Below are 25897 nucleotides of genomic sequence, written 5' to 3'. Positions count from 1 at the left end.
ATATACGCAAACGGTGGCTGAGATATCGCAATGCAGCAATTTCGTCCACCGGTGGCGGCACATCTTGGCTATGAAAAGCCGAAGTGCAAGATAAAAATGCAAATATATAAGGCGGATTGATCAATCCGGAAGCCTTCAGCATCCGATGTCAGGCGCTTTCGCCATCAGGATCGCCAGCGGCGAGGCAACATTTGTGAGCAGCCGCAATGCGGGAAGCGAAAAACCCGGGGCGAGACTGACGATTTCGCCCTCCGCAGGGACGCGGTTTTCACCGGAAGCGCTGCCGGGAAGCACGGCATAGTGCATGGTTGCCGGGGACACGTGATCCTGCCGGACGACGCCAGTGCCGCGAAGTTCGATCAACCCGGCGATCGACGGCGGACAGGTGGCAATCACCGTGCCGGTCTCTCCCGACAGAAGCACCTGATCATCGGCGACCAGCGCCGTGAACAGCCCAAGGCGGCGCGCCTCGGTCATGCAGGTGAAAGCCAGCATCGATTTCCCCCAGCCCGAGGGACCGCTGAACAGCAGCCCCGTTCTGCCGACGACGATCGCCGTGGCATGGATGTTGGCGGCCGCCGTCATGCGGCTGGATCGAGGGGCAGGGCGAGGATAAAGCGCGCGCCGAGCACCTGCCCGGTTTCGGCGTCGGTAATGTTCTCTGCTCTGAGCGACCCGCCATGCGCCTCGGCGATCTGGCGGCTGATCGACAGGCCGAGCCCCGAATTCTGTCCGAAGCCTTCGGATTCCGGTCGGTCGGTATAGAAGCGCTCGAAGATGCGATCGATATTTTCCGCCTGGATGCCGGGACCGTTGTCTTCGATCGTGGTGACACAGCGCGACCGTGTCCGCATCAGCCGCACGATGATCTTCCCGTCTTTTTCAGGGACGAAGGAGCGGGCGTTCTCGATCAGATTGGTGACGATCTGGCCGATGCGCAGGTCGTGACCGTTGACGACGAAGCGCGTCTTGATGTTCGGCTTGCGCTCGACGACATAGTCGATCTGCACTTGCTTTTTGCTGCCCCTGATCTGGCGCGACACGTCGATCAGGTCGCGCAGCAGCACCTCCATGTCGATGGAGGCGGCGTCGACGCGTGCGAGTTCGGCATCGAGCCGCGAGGCGTCGGAAATGTCGCTGATCAGGCGATCGAGGCGGCGGACATCGTGCTGAATGACGTCAAGCAGCCGTTTCTTGGAATCCTCCGACCTGGCGAGCGGCAGCGTTTCGACGGCGCTGCGCAGCGAGGTCAGCGGGTTCTTGAGCTCGTGGCTGACATCGGCGGCAAAGCTCTCGATGGCGTCGATGCGGTCATAAAGCGCTGTCGTCATCTCGCGTAATGCGATGGAGAGGTTGCCGATTTCGTCCTGGCGAGCGGAAAAGTCGGGAATTTGCTCACGTGTCTTGGCGCCGCGGCGAACGCGGATGGCGGCTGCCGAAAGACGACGCAGCGGATTGGCGATCGTCGATGAGAGCACCAGCGACAGCAGTACGTTGACGAGCGTGGCCACGCCGAAGACGCGCATGATGGCCAGTCGTTCGGCATGGACGATATTGTCGATGTCACCGGCCTGCGTCGACAACAGCAGCACGCCGAGCACGGCGCGGAAGCGCTGGATCGGAACGGCGACGGAAACGATGAGTTCGCCTTTCTCGGTGGTGCGCACGACCGCGCCGCGCACACCGGTCAGCGCGTTCATGACCTCCGGATAGATCGAGCCGTCGCCGCCCGGGGCTTCTTTGTAGAGCGGCAGATTGCCCGGCTGCAGCGCCTTGTTGAACAGCGTCGCGAACCAATCGCTCCAGGTCTGCTTCTCTTCCTCGACCGGCGGCAGGTCGAAGCGCAGCACCTGACCGCGCGAATAGAGGTGACGCGAATCGAGCAGCAGATTGGCGTCGGCATCGAAGATGCGCGCGCGTGTGCGCGTAGGCGAGATCAGCCGACGCAAGACGGGAGCGACCTTCTCGGGGTCGATCGGAAATTCCAGGTCCTCGTCGTTCGGCACTGGGGTGATGCTCTGGCCGGCCTGTAGTTCGAGCAGCTTTTGCGGATCGATGGTGATCGAGTTCGTATCGACCGACGCGGAAGCCGAAACGGCGCCGGCGATGATTTCACCCTGCGTCAACAGGCTTTCGGCGCGGGCGTCGATCAAGCCTTCGCGAAACTGGTTGAGATAGAGAATGCCGCCGACGAGCACCACCAGCGCGACGAGATTGAAGAACAGGATGCGCCGCGTCAGGCTCGAAAACACCGCATTGCCGAAGATGCGGCGGATCAGAGTAAAGGGATGCGACCAACGGCGGCCTCGGACGCGACGGGTGCTCACGCCCTCCGCGTCGTCCAAATCCCTTTCCTGCACCAACTGTGCCAATGATAGGCCCTTTCGAAAGGTTGGGCCCGATAAACTGGCCGGCAACCTTCAATATTTCCAGCTGTGCCGCTCGGGCTCAAGCTGCTTCGCGGAAGCGGTATCCCACTCCGTAGAGCGTTTCAATCATATCAAAGTCGGTATCGACCATCTTGAATTTCTTGCGCAGCCGCTTGATGTGGCTGTCGATCGTCCGGTCGTCGACATAGACCTGTTCATCATAGGCCGCATCCATCAGCGCGTCGCGGCTTTTCACGACACCGGGGCGCTGCGCCAGCGAATGCAGGATCAGGAACTCCGTCACCGTCAGCGTCACGGCCTCGCCCTTCCAGGTGCAGGTATGGCGCTCCTGGTCCATGACCAGCTGTCCGCGCTCGAGCGAGCGGGCCTGCTGCACCGCTCCGGCTTTCGGCGCAGCGCCGGGGCTTGTGCCGCCGGCGGCCGCGGCTTCGCGGCTGGAGGCGCGACGCAGGACGGCGCGGACGCGCTCCACCAGCAGACGCTGCGAAAACGGCTTGGTGATGAAATCGTCCGCGCCCATCTTCAGGCCGAACAACTCGTCGATCTCCTCATCCTTGGAGGTGAGGAAGATGACCGGAATATCCGATTTCTGCCGCAGGCGGCGCAGCAGCTCCATGCCGTCCATTCGCGGCATCTTGATGTCGAAGATCGCCAGCTGCGGCGGTCGCGCCAGAAGGCCGTCGAGCGCCGAAGCACCGTCCGTATAGGTCTCGACCTTATATCCTTCGGCCTCCAGTGCGATCGACACCGAGGTGAGGATGTTGCGGTCGTCGTCAACGAGCGCGATTGTCGGCATGGTGTTGGTCTCCGTCATCAGTGCGCAATCTCCCGGATTTTCGTCGTCCCCAGGCGGTCTCAATGACCGGATGCGCTTATGGAGGATAAAGGTGGAACAAATTGTGGCAAAGATAAAGGGGAAGATTGTCGCTAAATTTGGCGGCACTCGTAAGTTGTGGCCGGAAATCTTTCAACGTTGTCTCTTCAAACGATTTAAAAAGACTGAAACAAATTTAAATCGATTAATTAATTGATATTACTATATTTTCTTGATTTTTGTCTCTTGTCTTTTAAAATTTCTCCCCGTATTTTCCCGGTTAGTTTTAACGGCAACGAGCCTGAGCAAAGGGAACTAGCCATGGAAAAGTTCGGAGTTCATAACCCGGCAACGGAGCTTGCAACGGTTGGATTGGGCGGCGCAGCCAGCGTCCGCTATAACTTTTCCGCCGCAGCGCTCTATGAAGAAGCGATCCGCCGGGGTGAAGCCGAACTGACCGCTCAGGGCGCGCTTCGGGCCCTCACCGGTCAGCATACGGGCCGTTCGCCGCGCGACAAATTCATCGTTTGCGACGCCAATACCGATGGTCAAATCTGGTGGGACAACAACAAGCCGCTCTCGCCGGAGCATTTTGCCCTGCTGCGCGACGACATGCTGGCGCATGCAGCCGGCAAAGAGCTGTTCGCTCAGGATCTTGTTGGCGGTGCCGAGCAAGGCCATGCCCTGCCGACCCGTGTCATCACCGAATTCGCCTGGCATTCGCTGTTCATCCGCAATCTGCTGATCCGCCCCGAGGCGGCGGCGCTGCCGACCTTCGTGCCGAAGCTGACGATCATCGATCTGCCGAGCTTCAAGGCCGATCCGGCCCGCCACGGCTGCCGTTCGGAAACGGTGATCGCCTGCGATCTCACCAACGGTCTCGTTCTCATCGGCGGCACCTCCTATGCCGGCGAAATGAAGAAGTCGGTCTTCACCGTGCTCAACTACCTGCTGCCGGCCAAGGGTGTCATGCCGATGCACTGCTCGGCCAACGTCGGCCCGGACGGTGACGCGGCGGTCTTCTTCGGTCTTTCCGGCACCGGCAAAACGACGCTTTCGGCCGATCCGGCCCGCACGCTGATCGGTGACGACGAACATGGCTGGAGCGAAAACGGCATCTTCAACTTCGAAGGCGGCTGCTACGCCAAGACCATCCGCCTCTCGGCCGAGGCCGAGCCGGAAATCTACGCAACGACGCAGCGCTTCGGCACTGTGCTCGAAAACGTCGTCCTCAACGAAAATCGCGAGCCCGATTTCGATGACGGTTCGCTGACTGAAAACACCCGTTGCGCCTACCCGATGCATTTCATTCCGAATGCCTCGGAAACCGGCCGGGCCGGGCATCCGAAGACGATCATCATGCTGACCGCCGATGCCTTCGGCGTTATGCCGCCGATCGCGCGGCTGACGCCCGATCAGGCGATGTATCACTTCCTCTCCGGCTACACCGCCAAGGTGGCCGGCACCGAAAAAGGTGTCGTCGAGCCGGAAGCGACCTTCTCCACCTGTTTCGGCGCGCCCTTCATGCCGCGTCATCCGGCCGAATACGGCAACCTGCTCAAGGAGCTGATCAGCCGCCACGGCGTCGAGTGCTGGCTCGTTAACACCGGCTGGACAGGCGGCGCCTACGGCACCGGCAAGCGCATGCCGATCAAGGCGACGCGAGCTCTTCTCGCTGCCGCGCTCAGCGGCAAACTCGGAAAGGTCGAATTCCGCACGGACACGAATTTCGGCTTTGCCGTGCCGGTTTCCGTCGATGGCGTCGACGGCGGCATTCTCGATCCGCGCTCGACCTGGGCCGATAAGGCAGCCTATGACGCGCAGGCCGAAAAGCTGGTCTCGATGTTCATCGCCAACTTCGCGAAGTTCGAGAACCACGTCGATGGCGGCGTCCGCGATGCGGCTCCAGGTGTGAAGGTCGCAGCCGAATAAGAAGCGCAGCCAGTGTGCAGCGGTTTTGCCAGGCAAAGCGCGAAGCGCTTTTGCCGGGAATTGCGCTAAACAGAATCTCTGATTCACGTGAAACCCGGCATCGCAGGATTGCCGGGTTTTCTCTTTAACGGCCGATATTTTCAATTGGCGGCCGATATGAGATAGAACGCCGCATGGCCAGCGACGCACTCTATATCGACGACAGGATCACCATCGCGGGATGGGAACTGACTGAACAGTTCGTCCTCGCGGGCGGTCCCGGCGGGCAGAACGTTAACAAGGTTTCGACCGCGGTCCAGCTGTTCTTCAACATCTGGAATTCGCCTTCCCTCAATGATCGCGTCAAAGCCAATGCGATCAAGCTCGCCGGCCGACGCATGTCGAAGGAGGGCGTGCTGATGATCGAGGCGAGCCGCTTTCGCAGCCAGGACCGCAACCGCGAGGATGCGCGCGAGCGGCTGAAGGAACTGATTCTGGAGGCGGCCAAGCCGCCGCCGCCGCCGCGCAAGAAGACCAAGCCGACCAAGGGTTCGGTCGAACGCCGCCTGAAGGAAAAATCCGGCCGCTCGGAAGTCAAGAAAATGCGGGGCCGCCCCGGCGGCGGCGAATGACATGCCCGAGCTTCTGAACGGCATCCGCCATCTGCCCCGCTATCTCGACCGGGCGCGCCAGGCGGAATTGGTCGAGGTGATCCGTGCCGTCGTCGCTGAAGCGCCGCTCTATGTGCCCGCGATGCCCGGCACCGGCAAACCGATGTCGGTCAGGATGACCAATTGCGGGCCGCTCGGATGGGTGACGGACAAGGAGCGCGGCTATCGCTATCAGCCGACGCACCCGGCAACCGGCCGGCCCTGGCCTGAGATGCCGGCGCCTTTGCTCGATATCTGGAATGAGGTTTCCGGCTGTGAGAAGCCACCGGAGGCCTGCCTCGTCAATTTCTATTCCGACGACGCCCGCATGGGCCTGCATCAGGACAAGGACGAGCAGGATCTGCAGGCGCCGGTCGTCTCGATCTCGCTCGGCAACAGCTGCCTCTTCCGCATCGGCGGCCTCAACCGCAATGATCGCACGCTGTCCTTCAAGCTTGCGAGCGGTGATTTGGTCGTGCTGGGCGGCGAGGGGAGGCTTTGTTATCATGGCGTCGACCGCATCTACCCCGCGACATCGACGCTGTTGAGAAACGGCGGCCGCATCAATCTGACGCTGCGCCGCGTTCGTCCGTGAAATTTGATCGCTATAGTTTTCTGAGCGCGACCTGTTCGATCAGATGATCCTTGCCCTTTTTCAGGATGAGATCGGCGCGCGGCCGCGTCGGCAGGATGTTCTGGCGCAGGTTCTTCAGGTTGATGTTCGCCCAGAGATCTTCGGCGATTTCGAGCGCTTCCCCATCGGTGATCGAGGCGTAGCGATGGAAATAGGAGTTCGGATCGCGGAAGGCGGTTTCCCGCAGCCGCATGAAGCGCGTCACGTACCAGTTGTGGATCTGGTCTTCCGCGGCATCGATATAGATCGAGAAGTCGAAGAAGTCGGACACCATCGGCACGATCTTGCCGTCGGCTGGCAGGTTGCGCGATTGCAGCACGTTGATGCCTTCGAAGATCAGAATGTCGGGCCGGTCGACGATCTTGTATTCGTCCGGCAGCACGTCATAGACGAGATGCGAATAACACGGCGCCTTCACATCGGGCCGCCCGGCCTTGATCGCCGAGAGGAAGCGCAGGATCGCGCCAGTATCGTAGCTTTCCGGGAAACCCTTGCGTTGCATCAGCTTTTCCCGCTGCAGCACCGCATTCGGGTGGAGGAAGCCGTCTGTCGTGATGAGATCGACCTTCGGGCTGGAAGGCCAGCGGCCCAGGAGCTCCTTCAGGATACGGGCTGTGGTCGATTTTCCCACAGCGACCGAGCCGGCGATGCCAATGACGAAAGGCGTCTTCGTTACATCCGACATGCTGAGGAAGCGGTTGCGTTGGTCGAACAGCATCTGCGAAGATTCGACATGCGACGAGAGCAGGCGCGACAGCGAGAGGTAGATGCGCCGGACCTCGTCGAGATCGATCGGGTCGCCCATTGAGCGCAGCCGCTTGACCTCGTCACCGGTGAGCGTCAGCGGCGTGTCGGCGCGGAATTTCGCCCATTGCTCGGAAGAGAAGAAATGGTAGGGCGAATAGGATTCAGACTGGAAGTGATCCAATATCTCCGGCACCCCAATAATCTCAGTCGCGATACTCATGAACTCTGCCGGCTGGCCTTTTCCTTGAGACCGGACTGCGCGGTTCTGCGCTCGAGTTCGGCCATGACATTCTCTAGCGGTATTTCAGCAATCTTCAATACGACCAATAGGTGATAGAGCACATCGGCCGCCTCATAGGTCAGATTGTCGCGATCGCCCGTCACCGCCGCCATCACCGCTTCGATTGCCTCTTCGCCGAGCTTCTTCGCCGCTTTAGGCTGGCCGGCGGCCACGAGTTTGGCTGTCCAGGACTGCTCCGGTGAGGCTTTCGATCGCTCTTCGACGATGCGTTCGAGGTCGGAAAGGGAAAATCCGCTCATTGTTCGTTCTCAGGCTTCAGTCGAGACGCATGTCGATGCCGCACTTCGACATATAGTGTTTTGCCTCGCCAACGGTATAGGTGCCGAAGTGGAAGATCGATGCGGCCAGCACGGCATTGGCATGGCCCTCCTTCACCCCGGCGACGAGATCGTCGAGGTCGCCGACGCCGCCGGATGCGATGATCGGCACACGCACCGCATCGGCGATCGTCCGCGTCAGCTCAAGGTCGTAGCCGACCTTGGTGCCGTCACGGTCCATGGAGGTGACCAGCAGTTCGCCGGCCCCGCGCGCCACCATCTTCTGCGCGAATTCGATGGCATCGATGCCGGTCGCGTTGCGGCCGCCATGCGTATAGATTTCCCAGGCGCTGAGATTGTCGCCGCCGACCGCTTGCGTGCGCCTGCGCTTGGCGTCGATCGAGACGACAATGCACTGGTCGCCGAACTTATCGGCCGCCTCGGCGACGAAATCGGGATTGCTGACAGCTGCCGAGTTGATCGACACCTTGTCGGCGCCGCACAGCAGGAGCTTGCGGATGTCGGCAATGGTTCTGACCCCGCCGCCGACGGTCAGCGGCATGAAACATTGCTCGGCCGTGCGCGCCACGACATCGAAAATCGTCTCGCGATTGTCCGAGGATGCGGTGATGTCGAGGAAGCAGAGCTCGTCGGCGCCGGCCGCGTCATAGGCCTTTGCCGCTTCGACCGGATCGCCGGCATCGACGAGATTGAGAAAATTGACGCCCTTGACGACACGGCCGTCCTTGACGTCGAGGCAGGGAATGACACGAGCCTTGAGGGTCATTAGGCAGTCTCCTTGGCCTTGTGGGCCTTGATCAGCGCCAGCGCTTCCTGGGGGTCGATGCGGCCGTCGTAAAGCGCCCGGCCTGAAATCGCCCCTTCCAGCTTCTGCGCGTCGGGCTGGAGCATGCGCTTGATATCTTCGATAGAAGCAAGGCCGCCCGAAGCGATAACAGGAATGGAGACGGCATCGGCGAGTTCCAGTGTCGAGCTCCAGTTGATGCCGGCCAGAATGCCGTCGCGGTCGATATCGGTGTAGATGATCGCCGCAACGCCGGCGCCCTCGAATTTCCGGGCAAGCTCGATGATGCCGAGTTCGGAAGCTTCAGCCCAACCCTCGACGGCCACCTTGCCGCCCTTGGCATCGATACCGACAGCGACGCCGCCCGGAAATTTCCGGCAGGCCTCGATGACCAGCGCCGGATTTCTGACGGCGACGGTGCCGAGGATGACCCGCCGCAACCCGCGCGACAGCCAGGCTTCGATGTGGTCGAGGGTGCGGATGCCGCCGCCGAGCTGCACCGGATTTTTTGTCGCCTTCAGGATCGCCTGGACGGCGTCGCCATTGGCCGAATGTCCCGCGAAGGCGCCATCGAGATCGACCACGTGCAGCCATTCGAAACCCTGGTCTTCGAAGGACTTCGCCTGGGCGGCCGGATCGGTATTGTAAACCGTCGCCTGTTGCATGTCGCCGAGCTTCAGGCGAACGCATTGGCCGCCCTTCAGATCGATCGCGGGAAAAAGGATCATGTCGTCTTACGTCCGTAGAGTGATCGCTGCCATCAGCGCATTCCACGCATCTACGATATCCGAGCGGAAAAAGACAGCGGCAATGGCGGCCGCGCTCAAAAGCAGCAGAAGCAGAAGGATGGCGATGAAGCCCGCACGCACCTGCCGCCAGAAACCGAGGCGCTTCTTCACCGATTTCTCGATCTCCCGCACCCGCCGCAGGGCGTCGCTGTTGACGGCGGCGAGCCGGATCTCAGGCTCCATCGCTTCCACATAGGTCTCGGCATAGCTCGAAAGAATCTGCGAGGCGCGATCGCGCAGCGTATTGCGCAGGTCAGTGGAGAGATAATTGCTGGAAACTGCGGCAAGCTCGGCCTCATTGGGCGAACGGCCGGCATTCCGCTTTCGATAGCTGACGACGAAATCGCGCTTCTGCCGCTCGTAAAGGGCGTAGGCAAGCAGGCCGATCAGATCGTCTTCGCCTTCAATATAGAATTCCAGCACGGCTTCGGTGATATCGCCGGCATTGATCCCATTGGCGCGCAGCTGCGAATTCTCGTTGCCGGCAAGAAATTCATGAATCATCGGTCCGGCCTTTCTTTCAATGCCTTGGCCGCATTGGAAAGCGCTTTTCTATGGAGGGCTTCGTCGACACGGCGAATGATCGTCCCGTCGGGAAGCCGGATGTCCGAGAAGGGAGGCAGACCCTCTCTGGAGGGTCTCAGCATATAGAACACCTTGCCTGATTTCCGCGAAGCCGGCATCGAGCGCACTCCTGTTCCGCTCTTTTCATAAAGAGGAAATAAGGCGGAGGTATTACGGGTTCCAGCGCAGGAAATTGGCGATCAGGGCGAGGCCGAGCTTCTGGCTCTTTTCCGGGTGAAACTGGGCCCCCACCATGTTGTCGCGCCCGACGAGGGCGGTCATCGGCCTGCCATAATCGACGGTCGCAATGACATCCTCGGCATTTTCGGCGGCAAGATGGTAGGAATGGACGAAATAGGCATGCAGCCCCTGCGGCCCGGTGGGAATGCCGTCGAAGAGCGGATGCTCGCGCTTCAGGTCGAGCGTGTTCCAGCCGATCTGCGGAATCTTCAAGGCGGGATCGTCAGGCGTCATCTCGATGACGTCGCCTGGGATCCAGCCGAAGCCGTGTGTCACGGTCTTCTCCAGACCGCGCGACGACATCAGTTGCATGCCGACGCAGATGCCGAGGAAAGGCCGCGCCTTGTTCTCGACAGCCTCGATCAGCACTTCGTTCATGCCGGGCACGGCGTCCAGTCCGCGCCGGCAATCGGCGTATGCGCCGACGCCGGGCAGCACAATGCGATCGGCCGCAGCAACCTCCTCCGCCTTATCGGTGAGATCGATATGGGCATTGATGCCCGCCTCGCGCGCGGCACGTTCGAAAGCCTTGGTCGCCGAACGAAGGTTGCCGGAACCGTAGTCGATAATCGCGACGCGCATCGTCAGCGTCCTCCATCAAAACCAAAGAGATCAAGCGATGTCGCTTGGCCGCGCAGGCTGTTTGCACCGGGCTTGTTCTGCCAATCCGGTGCGACCGTATCGTCACTGCTCACAGGGACTGTCTTGTCCGCAAAATAGACCTGCTCGGCAATATCGAGCTTATCGGCTGCAATGAGGGCGTCCTCGTTCCAGCCCTTGGCGGCAAGATGGCGGATGCGAAAGTTCTGGCCTTCGAGACCGACCACTATATTCACGCCCAGCATGATCGCCGCGCCCGCCGGTCCCAGACCGGGTTCGTCCATCAGTGCGCCGCCGATTCCCTGCAGGATAAACGCCGCGGCCGCATGCAGCCATAGCCGGTGCACCAGAAGCCAAACCCATGGAAACATGAAGCCGAGCCAGGTGAAGCCGTCGCGAATAGTGCGCACCTCATCGGTCGCTGGGTTCGCGCCGGGCGGTGTCAGGAAAATATAGCTGGAGGTCATTGTCGCCGCTCCCTGAGGGGCTCAGACGAGCGTGCCCTTCGTCGAGGGAACACGGCCCGCCTGTCTCGGATCGATCTCTGTCGCCGTGCGCAATGCGCGCGCGACCGCCTTGAAACATGTCTCGGCAATATGGTGGTTGTTGGCGCCATAATGATTGAGAATATGCAAGGTGATGCCGGCGTTCTGGGCGAGCGCCTGGAAAAATTCGCGCACGAGTTCCGTGTCAAAGGTGCCGATCTTCGGTGCGCTGAAGGCGACATTCCAGACGAGGAACGGCCGGCCGGAAAGATCGACCGCCGCTTTGGTCATCGTCTCGTCCATAGCGAGATCGATCGAAGCGTAGCGTGTAATGCCCCGGCGGTCGCCGAGCGCCTTCGAGATCGCCTGGCCGATCGCAATACCGGTATCCTCGACCGTGTGATGATCATCGATATGCAGGTCACCCTTGGCTTCGATTTCCATGTCGATGAGCGAATGCCGCGAAAGTTGATCGAGCATATGGTCGAAGAAGCCGACGCCGGTCGAAATCTTCGATTTGCCGGTGCCGTCGAGATTAACGGAAACGGAAATCGACGTCTCGTTGGTCTTGCGGGCAACGCTGCCGGTACGGCTTGCTGCGGTCTCGGCCATCTGGCCCTCCATCGGAATAAGGCCGTTCCTTATCAGGCGCATCGGCAAATATCCAGAAGCCGGGCAGGAGAAAAGCCCGCCCATTTGCAATCGGCTCCGGCCGGCTTACATAGGGTTCAACAAGGACCGGTTTGCGGTCTCATGTAAAGGCCCGCCTCATGGGCAGACAGGTGTTTTATGACAACAATCATTACAGTTCGAAAAGGCGGCAAGGTGGTGATGGCGGGCGATGGCCAGGTGAGCCTCGGCCAGACCGTGATGAAGGGCAATGCCCGCAAGGTCCGGCGCATCGGCAAGGGCGAGGTCATCGCCGGTTTCGCCGGCGCCACGGCCGACGCCTTCACCCTGCTCGAAAGGCTTGAAAAGAAGCTGGAACAATATCCCGGTCAGCTGATGCGCGCCGCCGTCGAGCTCGCCAAGGACTGGCGCACCGACAAATACCTGCGTAATCTCGAAGCCATGATGCTCGTCGCCGACAAGTCGATCACCTTGGCAATCACCGGCAATGGCGATGTTCTGGAGCCCGAACATGGCACGACGGCGATCGGTTCTGGCGGCAATTTTGCCTTCGCCGCCGCTCGTGCACTGATGGATACCGACAAATCGGCCGAAGAGATCGCCCGGCGCGCCCTCGATATCGCCGCCGACATCTGCGTCTACACCAACCACAATATCGTGGTCGAATTGCTGGACGTCGAAAGCTGAATTCCGGCCTTCCGGCTGCTGCCGCGGCTGACCCGTCGCGGCGCGACAACGATGAATTTCGGCCGGGCGTTGATGGCTCCGGACCGCCAGGAGAATGATACGCAATGACGACCTTTTCCCCCCGCGAGATCGTTTCCGAACTCGATCGCTACATCATCGGCCAGCATGATGCCAAACGCGCCGTCGCGATTGCGCTGCGCAACCGCTGGCGTCGCCAGCAGCTCGACCCGAGCCTGCGCGACGAAGTCATGCCGAAAAACATCCTGATGATCGGTCCGACCGGTGTCGGTAAAACGGAGATTTCCCGCCGCCTGGCAAAACTCGCCGGCGCGCCCTTCATCAAGGTCGAAGCCACGAAGTTCACCGAAGTCGGCTATGTCGGCCGTGATGTCGAGCAGATCATCCGCGATCTGGTCGAGGTCGGTATCGGCCTGGTGCGCGAGAAGAAGCGGGCCGAGGTGCAGGCCAAGGCGCATGTCAGCGCCGAGGAGCGGGTGCTCGATGCGCTGGTCGGCACCACCGCTTCGCCCGCCACCCGCGAAAGTTTCCGCAAGAAGCTCAGAGACGGTGAGCTCGACGACAAGGAAATCGATATCGAGGTGGCCGATGCCGGCTCCGGCATGGGCGGCTTCGAAATACCCGGCATGCCGGGCGCCAATATCGGCGTGCTCAACCTGTCGGAAATGTTCGGCAAGGCAATGGGCGGACGCACTAAGAAGGTGCGCACGACTGTCAAGGCTTCTTATACCGATCTGATTCGCGATGAATCCGACAAGCTGATCGACAATGAGGTGATCCAGCGCGAGGCCGTCCGCTCTACCGAAAATGACGGCATCGTCTTCCTCGACGAGATCGACAAGATCGCCGCCCGCGACGGCGGCATGGGTGCCGGCGTTTCACGCGAAGGTGTCCAGCGCGACCTGCTGCCGCTCGTCGAAGGCACGACGGTCTCGACCAAATACGGGCCTGTGAAGACGGACCATATCCTCTTCATCGCCTCTGGCGCCTTCCATGTCTCCAAACCCTCGGATCTCTTGCCGGAGCTGCAGGGCCGCCTGCCGATCCGCGTCGAGCTGCGCCCGCTGAACAAGGAGGATTTCCGCCGGATCCTGACGGAGACCGAAGCGAGCCTCATCCGCCAGTACCGGGCGCTGATGGAAACCGAAAATCTGAACCTCGACTTCACCGAGGACGCGATCGACGCGCTGGCTGATGTCGCCGTGCATTTGAACTCCTCGGTCGAGAATATCGGCGCGCGCCGTCTGCAGACGGTGATGGAGCGGGTTCTGGACGATATTTCCTACAATGCGCCGGATCGGGCAGGGGCAGCCATCACGATCGATGCAGCCTATGTGCGCGAACATGTCGGCGATCTCGCGCAGAATACCGACCTGTCACGCTTCATTCTGTGATATCGGCGCACCGGCTCGTGGCTTTACCGATGTGAATGCCGCATTCCGTTGACCTCGACTATCGACAGCGGGCCTTTTCCTTTTTAGTGAAGGCCCGTTTTGTTTTCCGCTACGGCTTTATTCGGCCAAGATTCTGGTCCAGTCAGCCGCATCGCGAACAGGACGATGAACGGACGGGATAGCGGATCGTGCGACGCCTTTTGACAAGCCTTTTGATTGCCGTTGCCCTGGTGAATTCGGCGCCGGCCTTCGCCATGCAGACGGTGCCGGCCGGCAATCGCCACGCTGAGCAGCCCGATATTCCCGGCGCGTCCGTCCGCCGCACCAAGGGCACCAAGAGCAGCTTCGATCTGAAATATGAGAAGGTCCACGAGCTTCTTGCGACCGATCGCGAGCTGATGGCCAAGATCCGCAAGGTCTCCAGCGCTTACGGCATCAATCCCATCCATGTCGTCGGCGCGATCGTTGGCGAACATACCTATAACGTCGACGCTTACGACAGGCTGCAGGCCTATTATGTCAAAGCCGCTTCCTATGCCGGGGAAAGTTTCCGCTTCGCCTATGACGGCGAAAACGTCGACGATTTCGTGGCGCGGCCGCAATTTGCGCAGTGCAAGGGCAAGAGTGATTCCTACACGCTCTGGTCCTGCCGGGAAGATGTCTGGGAAAGCGATTTCCGCGGCAAGACCGTGGGTGGCGAGAGCTTCCCCAACAACCGCTTCAGTGCGGTCTTCTTTCAGCCTTTCTATGCCGGCCAGACCTTCGGCCTCGGCCAGGTCAATCCGCTGACGGCGTTGATGCTCTCCGATCTCGTCAGCCGCGTCTCCGGCTATCCGAAGCTGAACGAGAAGAATGCCGGCGACGTCTATAAGGCGATAATGGATCCAGATATCTCGCTCGCCTTCGTCGCGGCCTCGATCCGCCGGTCGATCGACGATTACAAGGAGATTGCCGGCATGGATATCTCGGGCAATCCCGGCCTGACGGCGACGCTTTACAATGTCGGCAACTCCCGTCAGCGCGCGGCGGCGCTCGCCGCGAGAAACCGCTCTTCCGGTGCGACCGTTTGGCCTGAAGAGAATTATTACGGCTGGCTGATCAACGACAAGCTGGACGAACTCAAGGGCCTGCTCTAGCTTCAAGCTTGCCGGGAAGGCGTCGCTCTTCCCCGAAAGGCTTTGACGATGGACATGCGTCCGGATCCCTTCGTTCCGCCGGCACCGCTGCCGCGCACCGTGCCGCCGAGCCGGCTGGATATCATCCGAATCATCCTGCGCAACCCGCTCGAACTCTGGGGCGAGCCCTCCTATACGCTACCCTGGATCAAAACGAGTTTCTTCGGGCAACACACGCTCATCGTCAACGATCCCGGCTTGATCAAGCACGTGCTGGTCGACAATGCCGCCAATTACCGTATGTCCGACATTCGCCAGCTGGTGCTGCGGCCAATCTTGCGTGACGGGTTGTTGACGGCGGAAGGCCAGGTCTGGAAGCGATCGCGAAAGGCGGTCGCGCCAGTCTTCACGCCGCGCCACGCCAAGGGCTTTGCCGGCCAGATGCTGCGGCAATCGGAAGATTTCGTCCGCAAATACGAGAACGGCGAGGCGGCTGGTCAAATTTTCGACATTGCCGCCGACATGACCGATTTGACCTTTGCTATCCTTGCCGAAACGCTCTTCTCCGGCGAAATCATCTCGTCGAGCGGCCATTTCGCCGACGACGTCAACCAGCTTCTCCACCGGATGGGCCGCGTCGACCCGATGGACCTGCTGCGCGCGCCCTCCTGGGTGCCACGCCTGACCCGTATCGGCGGTCAGAAGGTGCTGGAAAAATTCAGGGCTATCGTCCGCGATACCATGGATGTGCGTCTGGCGAAGATGAAGGCCGATCGCGCCGCCGCACCGGAGGATTTTCTGACGCTGCTCCTGGAACAGGCAGGTCCGGACGGCCTGACCAAGGAGGAGATCGAGGACAATATCCTGACTTTCATCGGAGCCGGCCATGAGACGACGGCGCGTGCGCTTGCCTGGACACTTTATTGTGTGGCCAACAGCCCGCATATTCGTGAGGCGATGGAGACGGAGATCGATGCCGTCTTGGCGACTGGAGCCGAACCAGTGGAATGGCTGGATCTGATGCCGGTGACGCGGGCGGCCTTCGAAGAAGCCCTCAGACTTTACCCGCCGGCTCCTTCGATCAATCGCGCCGCCATAGCCGATGACCTCTGGATGAATGCCAAGGGCGAAAAGGTCGAAATACCGGCGGATATTACCGTGCTGATCATGCCGTGGACGCTGCATCGCCACGAACTTTATTGGGAAAAGCCGCGCGCCTATATGCCGGAGCGCTTCCTGCCGGAAAACCGCGGCAGCATCGGCCGGTTTCAGTTTCTGCCGTTCGGCGCCGGCCCGCGCGTCTGCATCGGCGCGACCTTCGCGTTGCAGGAGGCGGTGATCGCACTGGCCGTGATGATGCGCCGTTTCCGTTTCGATCAGACGGCAACCACCAATCCTTGGCCGGTGCAGAAGCTGACGACTCAGCCGCAGAACGGGCTTCCCATGCGCGTGACGTCGCGCATAATTTCCGGAACGGCATAAATCTTTCGAACTATTGCGGAATTGACTGTGAATGAAAGCCGGGCAAAGTGGCAGCATTCACAGGCGCTGCCAGGGAGAATATCGCATGAGCCGCATTGATAAGAACGGTCTTGCCATCGAAACCGTCCTTCACGATTTCCTGACGCAGGAGGTTCTGCCGGGTCTGGCGATCGATGTGGACAGGTTCTTTGCCGATTTTTCGGCGATCGTTCACGATCTCGCCCCGCGCAATCGCGCACTGCTGGCCAAACGCGACGAGCTGCAGACGAAGATTGATGACTGGTATCGCCAGCATGGTGCCCCGTCGGATATGGACGACTATCAATCCTTTCTCCGCAGCATCGGCTACCTCCTGCCGGAAGGATCGGACTTCCAGGTCTCGACCGAAAACGTCGATCCCGAGATCGCCTCGATTGCCGGTCCGCAGCTCGTCGTTCCCGTGATGAATGCCCGCTACGCTTTGAACGCCGCCAACGCTCGCTGGGGCTCGCTCTATGATGCGCTCTATGGCACCGACGCCATTCCCGAGAGCGACGGCGCCGAGAAGGGTAAGGGGTATAATCCGAAGCGCGGCGAAAAGGTCATCGCCTGGGTGCGAGATTTCCTCGATACGGCGACGCCGCTGCAGGACGGCAGCTGGAACGATGTCGGCAGCTTCGCCGTCAAGGAAGGAATGCTCGTCGTCAGATCGGTGGACGGCGAGCAGACAATGCTCAGAGACGGCCGGCATTTTGCCGGCTATCGCGGCGATGTCACCACGCCGAGCCATATTCTCCTGAAGAACAACGGCATTCATATCGAAATCGTCATCGACCCGACGACGGCGATCGGTAAGGCCGATCCGGCCCATATTTCCGATGTCTGGCTGGAATCGGCGATTACCACGATCATGGACTGCGAGGATTCGATTGCAGCCGTCGACGCCGAAGACAAGGTGATCGTCTATCGCAACTGGCTCGGCCTGATGAAGGGCGATCTGCAGGAAGAGGTGGCAAAGGGCGGAACGACCTTCATCCGCAAGCTCAACCCGGATCTGGACTATACCGGCCCGGACGGCGCTTCGTTCGAGGTGCATCGCCGTTCGTTGATGCTGGTGCGCAATGTTGGCCACCTGATGACCAATCCCGCGATCCTCGACAAGGACGGCAACGAAGTGCCCGAGGGCATCATGGATGCCATCATCACTGCTCTGATCGCGCTTTACGATATCGGTCCCGCCGGCCGGAAGAAGAATTCCCGCACCGGCTCCATGTATGTGGTGAAGCCGAAGATGCATGGGCCAGAAGAGGTCGCCTTCGCCGTCGAGATTTTCTCCCGGGTCGAAGACGCGCTCGGCATGGCGCGCAACACCATCAAGATGGGCATCATGGACGAGGAGCGGCGCACGACGGTCAATCTCAAGGAGTGCATTCGTGCCGCCCGCGAGCGCGTCGTCTTCATCAATACCGGTTTCCTCGACCGCACCGGCGACGAGATCCATACTTCGATGGAAGCCGGTCCGATGATTCGCAAGGGCGATATGCGCCAGGCAGCGTGGATATCGGCCTATGAGAACTGGAACGTTGACATCGGTCTGGAATGCGGCCTTTCCGGCCACGCCCAGATCGGCAAAGGCATGTGGGCGATGCCGGATCTGATGGCGGCGATGCTGGAACAGAAGATCGCCCATCCGAAGGCCGGCGCCAACACCGCCTGGGTGCCGTCGCCGACGGCCGCAACCCTGCATGCCACCCATTATCACCGCGTCAACGTCGCCCGGGTTCAACAGGGGCTGAAGGACCGGGCTCGCGCCAAGCTTTCCGACATTCTCTCCGTGCCGGTTGCGGTGCGGCCGAACTGGACGCCGGAGGAAATCCAGCGAGAGCTCGATAACAATGCCCAGGGTATCCTCGGCTATGTGGTACGCTGGATCGATCAGGGTGTCGGCTGCTCGAAAGTGCCCGACATCAACAATATCGGCCTGATGGAGGATCGCGCGACCTTGCGCATTTCGGCCCAGCACATGGCGAATTGGCTGCATCACAAAGTCGTCACCGAAGCTCAGATCGTCGAAACGATGAAACGCATGGCTGCCATCGTCGATCGACAGAACGAATCCGATCCGGCCTACCGGCCGATGGCGGGCAATTTCGATGATTCGATCGCCTTCCAGGCCGCCCACGATCTCGTCCTGAAGGGCAGGGAGCAACCGAACGGCTATACCGAACCGGTGCTTCACCGCCGCCGCCTTGAGCTCAAGGCGAAACAATCGGTGTAACCGAGAATACGAAAAAGCCGCCGGAACGACAGTCCGGCGGCCCTTTTTATACCGAATTCGGTATCTACCCTACTGGATGACGATGACCTTGGAGGTCCCCTTGCCGGGGCGGACGCGGCTGTAGAGGTCGATGACGTCCTGGTTCATCAGGCGAATGCAGCCCGAGGAAGCGGCGGTGCCGATCGAAGCCCATTCCGGCGTGCCGTGCAGGCGGAACAGGGTGTCCTTGCCGTCGTCGTTGAAGAGATACATGGCGCGCGCGCCGAGCGGATTGCTGAGACCGGGGCCCATGCCCTCCTCGACGTATTTGGCGACGTCGGGGCGGCGTTCAGCCATTTCCTTCGGCGGGTGCCAGGTCGGCCATTCCTGTTTCCAGGCGACATAGGCAGTGCCGGCCCATGCGAAGCCCTGCTTGCCGACGCCGATGCCGTAGCGCATCGCCTTGCCGTTCGGCAGGATGTAATAGAGGAAGCGCTCGCGCGTATTGACGATGATGGTGCCTGGACGCTCGGTGGTCTGGTAGCTGACGACCTGGCGGCGGAACTGCGGCTTGACCCTGTCGATCGGGATCGCCGGCAGGGAGTATCCGGCGTCCTTCGTCACGCCATAGGCGTCGTTGAAGATTTGAGCTGTCTGTACCGTCGGGCCTGCGCCCTTGTCGTCGACGGATGCGCTTTCGGAATTGGTGGAGCAGCCGGCCAGTGCGAGTGTCGTCAGTAGGCCAAATACAGGGAATGCGTTGCGGATGCGCATAGATAACTCTTGAAGTTTTCGGGCGAGGAGAACAGTCTTTCGACCATCGTTGATTATGGTTTATTTTCGATTAACTTGCGCTTTGCAAGACTGCTTCGGCGCGAGGAATCCGTCTGCCGCGCAAATTAAAAGCGCATGGTTTTTTTGCAACAACACACCCGGCTCGGCGATGGTTATCCATGACGATTTTGAGCGTTTACAATAACAATCCGTTAATCGATGGCCGGCAATCGGACAGGGCCATGATGGTGCGGCGCGGAACGCAGATATTGCTGCACGAAATGCGCCATGCGGTGCTGCCGGAACTGCCGCTCGCCAGCGGCCGACGCGCCGATCTGATCACGCTTTCGGAAAAGGGCGAAGTTTGGATCATCGAAATCAAGACATCGATCGAGGATTTCCGGGTGGATCGCAAATGGCCGGAATACAGGCTGCATTGCGACCGCCTGTTCTTTGCGACTCATGAAGGTGTGCCGCTTGACATCTTTCCCGAGGAATGCGGGCTCTTCCTCTCGGATGGCTATGGCGCCCATATGATCCGCGAGGCGCCGGAACACCGCATGGCACCGGCCACGCGCAAATCCGTCACGCTCAGTTTCTCGCGCGCCGCTGCGCAAAGGCTGATGATGGCCGAATGGGCCAATGGAAAACCATTCACTGTGGATGATGTCTGACGAAGGTTTCGTCTATTTCGGGGCGCGTTTGGCAAGTATGCGCTGCAGCGTTCGCCGATGCATGTTGAGCCGACGTGCTGTTTCCGAGACATTGCGCTCGCACATCTCGTAGACCCGCTGGATGTGTTCCCAGCGCACCCGATCGGCCGACATCGGATTCTCCGGCAGCTCGGCCTTTTCCCCCGGCCGTTGCGTCAGCGCTGAAAAGACCTCGTCGGCGTCCGCGGGCTTGGCCAGATAATCGACGGCTCCGAGTTTTACGGCCGTCACCGCTGTTGCGATATTGCCGTAGCCGGTCAGCACGATGATCCGGGTATCGTCGCGCCGCTGCCGGATCGCTTCGATGACGTCGAGCCCGTTGCCGTCGCCGAGGCGAAGGTCGACTACCGCATATTTCGGCGGCCTGCCTTTCGATTTCGCAACGCCTTCCGCCACTGATTCGGCCGTCTCCACGTCGAAACCGCGCGTCTCCATCGCCCGTGCGAGACGGCGCAGGAAGGGCCCGTCGTCGTCAACGATCAGCAGGCTGGCGTCGGGCCCGATATGGTCTTCATCCGATGTGGCGAAATTTCCATGATTCTGTTCTGTCATCGTCTCGGGTCCCGGCGGTTGCGCCTGATCCTGGTCAACCGTTTCTCATTCTACTTATGCCCACAAACTCATTTTGTCGAATTTGCGTCGATCAGCATTCGCGGCCATTCGATGCGGATGCGCGCGCCGGCTCTTTCCGGCTCTCGGTTCTCGAAAACCAGCGATGCGCCCGAGCGCTCCAGCAGCGTCTTGGCGATGAAAAGTCCGAGCCCGAGGCCGCCGGCCGTATCTTCCTTCTGCCGCTTGGTCACATAGGGCTCGCCGATGCGCGTCAGGATGTCAGGCGAATAACCATTGCCGTCGTCTTCGATGACGATCAATACTTTGTCTTGATCGTGCTCGACGGTGACGGTCACTTTCTCCCTGGCATAATCGACGGCATTTTCGATGAGGTTTCCGAGACCGTACATGATGCCGGCATTGCGATCGGTGACCGGCTCGCTCTTGCGCGGGCTCTTCTCGATGAGCTCGAGCGTGATGCCGAATTCCCGGTGCGGTGCGACGACTTCTTCGATCATGGAGGAAAGCGGCAGCCGGCGCATATGCGCCTCGCCTTCGGAGGAGAGCGTCGTCAGCCGCCGCAGAATGTCGCGGCAGCGTTCGCTCTGGCTTCGCAGCAGCATGACATCCTCGCGAAAGCGATCATCATCCTTGAGCTCGCGCTCCATTTCCTTGGCGACGACACTGATCGTGGCAAGCGGCGTGCCGAGTTCATGAGCGGCGGCGGCAGCCAAGCCGTCAAGCTGCGAAAGATGCTTTTCCCGCTGCAGCACCAGTTCGGTCGCGGCGAGCGCATCGGCAAGCTGGCTCGCTTCCATCGAGACGCGATAGGCATAGAAGGCGGCGAAGGCCATGGTCGAGGCGATCGAGCACCAGACGCCGAACTGCATGACATTATGGACATTGATCTCGACGCCGTCGAACCAGGGCAGCGGGAAAGGCGAAAAGGCAAGCACTGTAATGCAGACCATCGCAAAGCCGATCAGTGCCGTGCTGTAGCGGATCGGCTGTGAGGCAAAGGAGATGATAACGGGCACGCAGACGAGTGCGGCGAAGGGATTGGCGAGGCCGCCGGTGATGAAGAGCAGCGCGCAAAGCTGAAGAAGGTCGAAGCCGAGCAAAGCGAAGGCGGCCGGCGGCTCCAGCCGGTGCGTCGGCGGATAGCGGATCGTCAGGTAGAAATTCACCCAGGCAAGCGCGGCGATCAGCGAAGAGCTGGCGATCAGCGGCAAGGGAAATTTCAGCCAGAAGGCCACGATGAACACCGTCAGCGCCTGGCCGCCGACGGCAAGCCAGCGCAGCCGCACCAGCGTCTGCAGCCGCAGCCTGCGGCTGCTGTGCCGGTCTTCCAGCGTATGGCTTTGCGTCTTGTCGATCATGCCGGGCTTGTCGATCATGCCGGGGCTCCTTGATGGCTCTCATGTACCACGTGGTTTTGCCCGTGTCGTCGGCAATGCCTCTTCCGGCCGCTCCGGCCAGGGATGGCGGGGATAGCGACCACGCATTTCGGCGCGTACGTCCTTCCACGAGCCCGCCCAGAAGCCGGGCAGGTCGCGTGTCGTCTGGATCGGCCGGTGCGCCGGCGACGTCAGCTCCAGGAGCAGCGGCAGGCGGCCTCCGGCGACCGCCGGGTGTTGCTTGAGACCGAACAGCTCCTGCACCCGGATCGTCAAGATGGGCTCCTCGCCCTCATACTGGATGGGATGTCTTTGACCGGTCGGCGCCTCGAAATGCGTCGGCGCTAGCCGGCTAAGATCGCGCTGCAGCTCGTGCGGCACCAGCGACATCAGCCCGTTCGAAAGCCCTGCCGCAGAAATCTCGGAGAGGCTTCGGGCGTCTTCCTGGAAGGGGGCGAACCATTCCTCCAGCCGGGAAAGCAGAGCATCGTCGCTGACATCGGGCCAGGGATCACCGATCGTCCGATGAAGGAAACCGATCCGTTCGCGAAGCTGTAGCGCCTCCTTCGAGAAGGTGAGCTGATCGAGCCCCAGTTCGCGCACGCCCTCCATCAGCGCCTGAGTGACGGCGGCCCCGGAAGGACGCGGCAAAGGCGTCTCTTCGAAGACGATCGCGCCGAGCCGGGTTGCCCGCCGCGCCCGCACCTGCCGGCTTTGCCGGTCGAAGAATGTCTGGTCATCGGTTCTGATCTCGCCAGGCAGTTCGGTTTCGATATCCGCACGCGTCACTTCGGCCGCCGCCAGAATCCGTCCCTGTGCCGCGCGCCCGGTGAGATCGGCGATGACGAGCATCTGGCTGCCGGCGAGCCTCTCGGTTTCCGGCAGTTCAGCTCCCCGCCCGTTCGCCATGACGAATCGCCCGCGCCCGCCGCGCTGAAGCGCGATTCGATCCGGGAAAGCATGCAGCAGCAGCTGACCCGCCAGTAGAGGTGCGGCTGCGGCGACGGTATCGAGGCCGGCGGCCAGCCGCCCCGCCAGCCGCCGCGAGGCGTCGGCTCTTTCGCCGCGCTCGGCCTTGAAGCGCCGCAGCCGATCCTCAAGGTCGATGCTCGGTCCGCCAAGCCCCTGTTCGGTCAGGAGCACGGCAATCATCGCAGCCTCCCGGGCATGACCCGATTCGCCTGATGAAACGACCATGGCGGCAAGCCGCGGCGGCAGAGCGAGATCGCGCATCATCTTGCCGCGGACGGTCAACGCGCCGTCCTTGTCGAGCGCTCCCAGTTGGCCGAGCAGCGCCCGCGCTTCCCTGAGCGTCGTTTCCGGCGGCTGATCGACGAAGGCAAGGGATTCCGGATCTTGAACGCCCCAATGGGCGAGATCGAGCACCAGGCCGGAAAGATCGCTGGAGAGGATCTGCGGCGGCGTGAAAGCCGGCAGTGCCGCCGTCTGCCCCTGATGCCAAAGCCGGATGGCGATGCCGGGCTCTGTTCGTCCCGCGCGGCCGGCACGCTGATCGGCGGAGGCCCGCGACACCCGCACCGTCTCGAGCCGCGTAATCCCGGTCGAGGCCTCGAAGACCGGCAGCCGCTGCAATCCGCTGTCGATCACGATCCTGACGCCGTCGATGGTGATCGAGGTTTCGGCGATCGCGGTGGCAAGGACGATCTTGCGCGTCCCCTTCGGCGCTGGCCGGATCGCTGCATCCTGCTCCTTCTGGCTGAGATTGCCATAGAGAGGCGCAATCAAAGTTTCAGGCCCGAATCGCCCCTGCAGGCGCTCCAAAGTGCGCGTGATTTCCGCCTGGCCGGGCAGGAAGGCGAGGATAGAGCCGTCCTCGTCGGCATGTGCCTCGATAATCGCCCGCGTGACGGCATTCTCGATGCGCTCGCCGCCGGGCCGGTCCTGATAGCGGATATCGATCGGAAAGCTGCGCCCCAGGCTTTCGATGACAGGCGGATGATTGAGCAGGGCGGCCACACGCTCCACGTCGAGCGTCGCCGACATGACCAGGATGCGCAAATCTTCGCGCAGCGCCGACTGCACGTCGAGCGCCAGCGCCAGCCCGAAATCGGCATCGAGCGACCGCTCATGGAATTCGTCGAAAAGCACGGTGGAGACGCCTGATAGCTCCGGATCGTCGAGGATCATCCGGGCGAAAACCCCTTCGGTCACCACTTCGACCCGGGTCGCCGCCGATATCCTGCTGTCGAGGCGCATGCGGTAGCCGATCGTCTCGCCCACCTGTTCGCCGATGAGCGAGGCCATCCGGCTTGCTGCGGCTCGCGCCGCCAGTCGCCGCGGTTCGAGCAGGATGATCTTGCCGTCGCCGCGCCAGGCCTGATCGAGCAGGTAGAGCGGCACCAGCGTCGTCTTGCCGGCGCCGGGCGGGGCGGAAAGAACGGCGCGTCGCTGCTCGGCCAGCGCCGCCGCGACGGCGGGCAGGACATGCGAAACCGGAAGCTCCGGCAATGATGCACTGATCGTCACTTGCGGCCCGCCACCGTCTCATAGGCAAGGATGGCGCCGGCGAGATCCTCGAGTGCTGCGCCGACCGACTTGAACAGCGTGATTTCCTCGGCACGGCTTCGCCCTCCATGGGCGCCGCTGACAAGGTCCGCAAGCTCCGATTGGATGTCGTTCATGTCAAGCAAGCCGCTTGTCAGCGGCTGAACGATGTCGCCGGCTTCGCTGGTGGCGCCGGCGCGGGTATCGACATGGACCGAAGCACGGCGAATGGCTTCGTCGTCGCTTTCGCGCATGCTCGGCTTGAAGGCGCCGACGAGATCAAGATGTGCGCCGGGCTTCAGCCATTCCCCTGATATCAGCGGTTCGCTGGAAAGTGTGGCGCAGGAAATGATGTCGGCCGTCCGTGCCGCCGCTTCCCTGTCGGCGACCGCCTCGGCATCGAGGCCCAGCGCCCGCGCTTCCGCCGCGATCTTCTCCGCCGCCTGCGCGTTGCGTCCCCAGATCCTGTATCTCTTGATGGGCCGGGTCGTGCCGTGGGCGAGCATCAGGTTGAGCGACAGCCTCCCGGTTCCGCAGACGAGCATTTCCTCCGCATTCGGGCGTGCGAGATAGCGGGCGGCGAGCGCCGATGCCGCCGCTGTCCGCCTGGCCGTCAGCTCGGCGCCGTCGATCACGGCCAGCATTTCCCCGGTCGCGCCTGAGGAAAGAAGATAGGTCCCCGAGATTGCCGGCAGGCTGCGCTGCGTATTGCCGGGAAAGACCGAAACAACCTTCACCCCGGCATAACGCCCGGGAACCCAGGCCGGCATCAGAAGCAGCGTTGCGCTCTCTTCCCCGGGCACGGCCATCTCGTGGTGATGACGCACCGGCATCACGCATTCGCTCGCAAACATGGCGGCGATCGCTTCGATCAGCTCGGGCCAGGGCAGGGCCGCGCGCGTCTGTTCTTCGTTGAGGACAAGCATTCTTCACTCCGCCGGATCGTTCTTCCAGCCAAATTAGCGAGGGGCGTACGTGAGACGCAAGCGCCCTGGAATTACAGCTGCAGGCTTCCCATATAGGTCATGACAGCGCCTTCGAAGCGATTTGTCCGAGATTCGGTTAAGACAGACCCTCAGAACTGCCCAATCGGGCGGCAATTTTGCGGGTTTTCAAAGACTGTAACAAAAAGCTAAGCCAAATCAGCCTGTTACAAAAATGTCAAAAAACTTTTGGAATGGCTGTTGACTTAGAAAAGGGGTTAGCTC

General features: G+C 61.3%; 26 protein-coding genes. 9 read left to right on the top strand and 17 right to left on the bottom strand.

Annotation, left to right across the window (positions count from 1 at the left end; translation table 11 throughout):
* Positions 1 to 135: 135 nt before the first annotated feature.
* The 3 genes from ACQ7C1_RS21310 to ACQ7C1_RS21300 all read right to left on the bottom strand — a co-directional run bounded on the left by ACQ7C1_RS21310 (position 136) and on the right by ACQ7C1_RS21300 (position 3186).
* Positions 136 to 585, bottom strand: a complete 450-nt coding sequence (locus ACQ7C1_RS21310) for an HPr kinase/phosphorylase (RefSeq protein ID WP_430959692.1) — start codon at positions 583 to 585, stop codon at positions 136 to 138.
* On the bottom strand, positions 582 to 2372 hold the full coding sequence (locus tag ACQ7C1_RS21305; RefSeq protein WP_097601329.1) for a sensor histidine kinase: 1791 nt from the start codon (positions 2370 to 2372) through the stop codon (positions 582 to 584). The genes ACQ7C1_RS21310 and ACQ7C1_RS21305 overlap by 4 nt, the downstream gene beginning before the upstream one ends.
* Before the next feature lie 76 nt (positions 2373 to 2448).
* Complete coding sequence (locus ACQ7C1_RS21300; RefSeq protein WP_210282952.1) at positions 2449 to 3186, bottom strand: response regulator transcription factor; 738 nt, start codon at positions 3184 to 3186, stop codon at positions 2449 to 2451.
* A gap of 339 nt (positions 3187 to 3525) precedes the next feature.
* On the opposite strand from ACQ7C1_RS21300, the gene ACQ7C1_RS21295 reads away from it, so the two are divergent.
* The 3 genes from ACQ7C1_RS21295 (at position 3526) to ACQ7C1_RS21285 (ending at position 6360) form a co-directional block, all read left to right on the top strand.
* A complete protein-coding gene (locus tag ACQ7C1_RS21295; RefSeq protein WP_430959691.1) occupies positions 3526 to 5136 on the top strand; it encodes a phosphoenolpyruvate carboxykinase in 1611 nt (536 codons plus the stop codon).
* 173 nt (positions 5137 to 5309) lie between these two features.
* Entirely contained in the window at positions 5310 to 5747 is a 438-nt protein-coding gene (gene arfB, locus ACQ7C1_RS21290) for an alternative ribosome rescue aminoacyl-tRNA hydrolase ArfB (protein ID WP_430959690.1), read from the top strand.
* Position 5748: 1 nt separating this feature from the next.
* Complete coding sequence (locus ACQ7C1_RS21285) at positions 5749 to 6360, top strand: alpha-ketoglutarate-dependent dioxygenase AlkB family protein (RefSeq protein ID WP_183705802.1); 612 nt, start codon at positions 5749 to 5751, stop codon at positions 6358 to 6360.
* A 10-nt stretch (positions 6361 to 6370) separates the two neighbouring features.
* On the opposite strand, the gene coaA is transcribed toward ACQ7C1_RS21285, so the two are convergent.
* From coaA to hisB, 9 genes are read right to left on the bottom strand one after another with little or no spacing between them, the layout of a single operon-like run.
* Positions 6371 to 7366: a type I pantothenate kinase gene (coaA, locus tag ACQ7C1_RS21280; RefSeq protein WP_085776451.1), complete on the bottom strand. Its 996-nt coding sequence runs from the start codon at positions 7364 to 7366 to the stop codon at positions 6371 to 6373.
* Positions 7363 to 7686, bottom strand: a complete 324-nt coding sequence (locus tag ACQ7C1_RS21275; protein WP_128403852.1) for a phosphoribosyl-ATP diphosphatase — start codon at positions 7684 to 7686, stop codon at positions 7363 to 7365. Before ACQ7C1_RS21275 ends, coaA begins: the two co-directional genes overlap by 4 nt.
* A gap of 16 nt (positions 7687 to 7702) precedes the next feature.
* Positions 7703 to 8491: an imidazole glycerol phosphate synthase subunit HisF gene (gene hisF, locus ACQ7C1_RS21270; protein WP_183705800.1), complete on the bottom strand. Its 789-nt coding sequence runs from the start codon at positions 8489 to 8491 to the stop codon at positions 7703 to 7705.
* Complete coding sequence (gene hisA / locus ACQ7C1_RS21265) at positions 8491 to 9237, bottom strand: 1-(5-phosphoribosyl)-5-[(5-phosphoribosylamino)methylideneamino]imidazole-4-carboxamide isomerase (RefSeq protein WP_430959689.1); 747 nt, start codon at positions 9235 to 9237, stop codon at positions 8491 to 8493. The genes hisF and hisA overlap by 1 nt, the downstream gene beginning before the upstream one ends.
* Before the next feature lie 6 nt (positions 9238 to 9243).
* On the bottom strand, positions 9244 to 9801 hold the full coding sequence (locus ACQ7C1_RS21260) for a hypothetical protein (RefSeq protein WP_085776455.1): 558 nt from the start codon (positions 9799 to 9801) through the stop codon (positions 9244 to 9246).
* On the bottom strand, positions 9798 to 9980 hold the full coding sequence (locus ACQ7C1_RS21255; RefSeq protein WP_183705795.1) for a hypothetical protein: 183 nt from the start codon (positions 9978 to 9980) through the stop codon (positions 9798 to 9800). Before ACQ7C1_RS21255 ends, ACQ7C1_RS21260 begins: the two co-directional genes overlap by 4 nt.
* A 52-nt stretch (positions 9981 to 10032) precedes the next feature.
* Positions 10033 to 10683, bottom strand: coding sequence for an imidazole glycerol phosphate synthase subunit HisH (gene hisH / locus ACQ7C1_RS21250; RefSeq protein ID WP_097601337.1), 651 nt, complete (start codon positions 10681 to 10683; stop codon positions 10033 to 10035).
* A gap of 2 nt (positions 10684 to 10685) precedes the next feature.
* Positions 10686 to 11168 carry a DUF2628 domain-containing protein gene (locus ACQ7C1_RS21245; RefSeq protein ID WP_183705794.1) on the bottom strand — a complete coding sequence of 161 codons (483 nt, stop codon included), beginning with the start codon at positions 11166 to 11168 and terminating at the stop codon, positions 10686 to 10688.
* 21 nt (positions 11169 to 11189) lie between these two features.
* Positions 11190 to 11798: an imidazoleglycerol-phosphate dehydratase HisB gene (hisB, locus tag ACQ7C1_RS21240; RefSeq protein ID WP_097601349.1), complete on the bottom strand. Its 609-nt coding sequence runs from the start codon at positions 11796 to 11798 to the stop codon at positions 11190 to 11192.
* A gap of 177 nt (positions 11799 to 11975) precedes the next feature.
* Between hisB and hslV the strand changes: the two genes are divergently transcribed.
* The 5 genes from hslV to ACQ7C1_RS21215 all read left to right on the top strand — a co-directional run bounded on the left by hslV (position 11976) and on the right by ACQ7C1_RS21215 (position 18769).
* On the top strand, positions 11976 to 12503 hold the full coding sequence (gene hslV / locus ACQ7C1_RS21235) for an ATP-dependent protease subunit HslV (RefSeq protein ID WP_064800163.1): 528 nt from the start codon (positions 11976 to 11978) through the stop codon (positions 12501 to 12503).
* Between the two features lie 104 nt (positions 12504 to 12607).
* Positions 12608 to 13915 (top strand): ATP-dependent protease ATPase subunit HslU, encoded by a 1308-nt coding sequence (hslU, locus tag ACQ7C1_RS21230; protein WP_064708200.1) that lies wholly within the window; start codon positions 12608 to 12610, stop codon positions 13913 to 13915.
* A gap of 188 nt (positions 13916 to 14103) precedes the next feature.
* Positions 14104 to 15051 carry a DUF1402 family protein gene (locus tag ACQ7C1_RS21225; protein WP_430959687.1) on the top strand — a complete coding sequence of 316 codons (948 nt, stop codon included), beginning with the start codon at positions 14104 to 14106 and terminating at the stop codon, positions 15049 to 15051.
* Positions 15052 to 15099: 48 nt separating this feature from the next.
* Positions 15100 to 16512 (top strand): cytochrome P450, encoded by a 1413-nt coding sequence (locus tag ACQ7C1_RS21220; RefSeq protein WP_430959686.1) that lies wholly within the window; start codon positions 15100 to 15102, stop codon positions 16510 to 16512.
* A gap of 85 nt (positions 16513 to 16597) precedes the next feature.
* Positions 16598 to 18769 (top strand): malate synthase G, encoded by a 2172-nt coding sequence (locus ACQ7C1_RS21215; protein WP_430959685.1) that lies wholly within the window; start codon positions 16598 to 16600, stop codon positions 18767 to 18769.
* A gap of 69 nt (positions 18770 to 18838) precedes the next feature.
* Here the strand turns inward: ACQ7C1_RS21215 and ACQ7C1_RS21210 are convergent, their stop codons facing one another.
* Entirely contained in the window at positions 18839 to 19522 is a 684-nt protein-coding gene (locus ACQ7C1_RS21210; RefSeq protein ID WP_011423457.1) for a L,D-transpeptidase, read from the bottom strand.
* Between the two features lie 179 nt (positions 19523 to 19701).
* On the opposite strand from ACQ7C1_RS21210, the gene ACQ7C1_RS21205 reads away from it, so the two are divergent.
* Entirely contained in the window at positions 19702 to 20196 is a 495-nt protein-coding gene (locus ACQ7C1_RS21205; RefSeq protein ID WP_011423458.1) for an MmcB family DNA repair protein, read from the top strand.
* A 12-nt stretch (positions 20197 to 20208) separates the two neighbouring features.
* On the opposite strand, the gene ACQ7C1_RS21200 is transcribed toward ACQ7C1_RS21205, so the two are convergent.
* From ACQ7C1_RS21200 to ACQ7C1_RS21185, 4 genes are all read right to left on the bottom strand, one after another.
* On the bottom strand, positions 20209 to 20787 hold the full coding sequence (locus ACQ7C1_RS21200; RefSeq protein ID WP_097601342.1) for an ActR/PrrA/RegA family redox response regulator transcription factor: 579 nt from the start codon (positions 20785 to 20787) through the stop codon (positions 20209 to 20211).
* A 68-nt stretch (positions 20788 to 20855) separates the two neighbouring features.
* Positions 20856 to 22184: an ActS/PrrB/RegB family redox-sensitive histidine kinase gene (locus ACQ7C1_RS21195; RefSeq protein WP_430959684.1), complete on the bottom strand. Its 1329-nt coding sequence runs from the start codon at positions 22182 to 22184 to the stop codon at positions 20856 to 20858.
* A 21-nt stretch (positions 22185 to 22205) separates the two neighbouring features.
* Positions 22206 to 24671: an ATP-dependent helicase HrpB gene (hrpB, locus tag ACQ7C1_RS21190; RefSeq protein WP_430959683.1), complete on the bottom strand. Its 2466-nt coding sequence runs from the start codon at positions 24669 to 24671 to the stop codon at positions 22206 to 22208.
* Positions 24668 to 25615, bottom strand: coding sequence for an ornithine cyclodeaminase family protein (locus tag ACQ7C1_RS21185; protein ID WP_430959682.1), 948 nt, complete (start codon positions 25613 to 25615; stop codon positions 24668 to 24670). The genes hrpB and ACQ7C1_RS21185 overlap by 4 nt, the downstream gene beginning before the upstream one ends.
* Positions 25616 to 25897 lie beyond the last annotated feature (282 nt).

It is taken from the genome of Rhizobium sp. Nf11,1 (assembly GCF_050587665.1).
Classification (GTDB): Bacteria; Pseudomonadota; Alphaproteobacteria; order Rhizobiales; family Rhizobiaceae; genus Rhizobium.
This window is presented reverse-complemented; position numbering and strand designations above follow the sequence as displayed.

Bases quoted from the DNA above. Each gene is read 5' to 3' on its own strand.
- ACQ7C1_RS21310 (WP_430959692.1), bottom strand. From the start codon at position 585: ATGACGGCGGCCGCCAACATCCATGCCACGGCGATCGTCGTCGGCAGA.
- ACQ7C1_RS21300 (WP_210282952.1), bottom strand. From the start codon at position 3,186: ATGCCGACAATCGCGCTCGTTGACGACGACCGCAACATCCTCACCTCG.
- ACQ7C1_RS21295 (WP_430959691.1), top strand. From the start codon at position 3,526: ATGGAAAAGTTCGGAGTTCATAACCCGGCAACGGAGCTTGCAACGGTT.
- arfB (WP_430959690.1), top strand. From the start codon at position 5,310: ATGGCCAGCGACGCACTCTATATCGACGACAGGATCACCATCGCGGGA.
- ACQ7C1_RS21285 (WP_183705802.1), top strand. From the start codon at position 5,749: ATGCCCGAGCTTCTGAACGGCATCCGCCATCTGCCCCGCTATCTCGAC.
- coaA (WP_085776451.1), bottom strand. From the start codon at position 7,366: ATGAGTATCGCGACTGAGATTATTGGGGTGCCGGAGATATTGGATCAC.
- ACQ7C1_RS21275 (WP_128403852.1), bottom strand. From the start codon at position 7,686: ATGAGCGGATTTTCCCTTTCCGACCTCGAACGCATCGTCGAAGAGCGA.
- hisF (WP_183705800.1), bottom strand. From the start codon at position 8,491: ATGACCCTCAAGGCTCGTGTCATTCCCTGCCTCGACGTCAAGGACGGC.
- hisA (WP_430959689.1), bottom strand. From the start codon at position 9,237: ATGATCCTTTTTCCCGCGATCGATCTGAAGGGCGGCCAATGCGTTCGC.
- ACQ7C1_RS21260 (WP_085776455.1), bottom strand. From the start codon at position 9,801: ATGATTCATGAATTTCTTGCCGGCAACGAGAATTCGCAGCTGCGCGCC.
- ACQ7C1_RS21255 (WP_183705795.1), bottom strand. From the start codon at position 9,980: ATGCCGGCTTCGCGGAAATCAGGCAAGGTGTTCTATATGCTGAGACCC.
- hisH (WP_097601337.1), bottom strand. From the start codon at position 10,683: ATGCGCGTCGCGATTATCGACTACGGTTCCGGCAACCTTCGTTCGGCG.
- ACQ7C1_RS21245 (WP_183705794.1), bottom strand. From the start codon at position 11,168: ATGACCTCCAGCTATATTTTCCTGACACCGCCCGGCGCGAACCCAGCG.
- hisB (WP_097601349.1), bottom strand. From the start codon at position 11,798: ATGGCCGAGACCGCAGCAAGCCGTACCGGCAGCGTTGCCCGCAAGACC.
- hslV (WP_064800163.1), top strand. From the start codon at position 11,976: ATGACAACAATCATTACAGTTCGAAAAGGCGGCAAGGTGGTGATGGCG.
- hslU (WP_064708200.1), top strand. From the start codon at position 12,608: ATGACGACCTTTTCCCCCCGCGAGATCGTTTCCGAACTCGATCGCTAC.
- ACQ7C1_RS21220 (WP_430959686.1), top strand. From the start codon at position 15,100: ATGGACATGCGTCCGGATCCCTTCGTTCCGCCGGCACCGCTGCCGCGC.
- ACQ7C1_RS21215 (WP_430959685.1), top strand. From the start codon at position 16,598: ATGAGCCGCATTGATAAGAACGGTCTTGCCATCGAAACCGTCCTTCAC.
- ACQ7C1_RS21210 (WP_011423457.1), bottom strand. From the start codon at position 19,522: ATGCGCATCCGCAACGCATTCCCTGTATTTGGCCTACTGACGACACTC.
- ACQ7C1_RS21205 (WP_011423458.1), top strand. From the start codon at position 19,702: ATGACGATTTTGAGCGTTTACAATAACAATCCGTTAATCGATGGCCGG.
- ACQ7C1_RS21200 (WP_097601342.1), bottom strand. From the start codon at position 20,787: ATGACAGAACAGAATCATGGAAATTTCGCCACATCGGATGAAGACCAT.
- ACQ7C1_RS21195 (WP_430959684.1), bottom strand. From the start codon at position 22,184: ATGATCGACAAGCCCGGCATGATCGACAAGACGCAAAGCCATACGCTG.
- ACQ7C1_RS21185 (WP_430959682.1), bottom strand. From the start codon at position 25,615: ATGCTTGTCCTCAACGAAGAACAGACGCGCGCGGCCCTGCCCTGGCCC.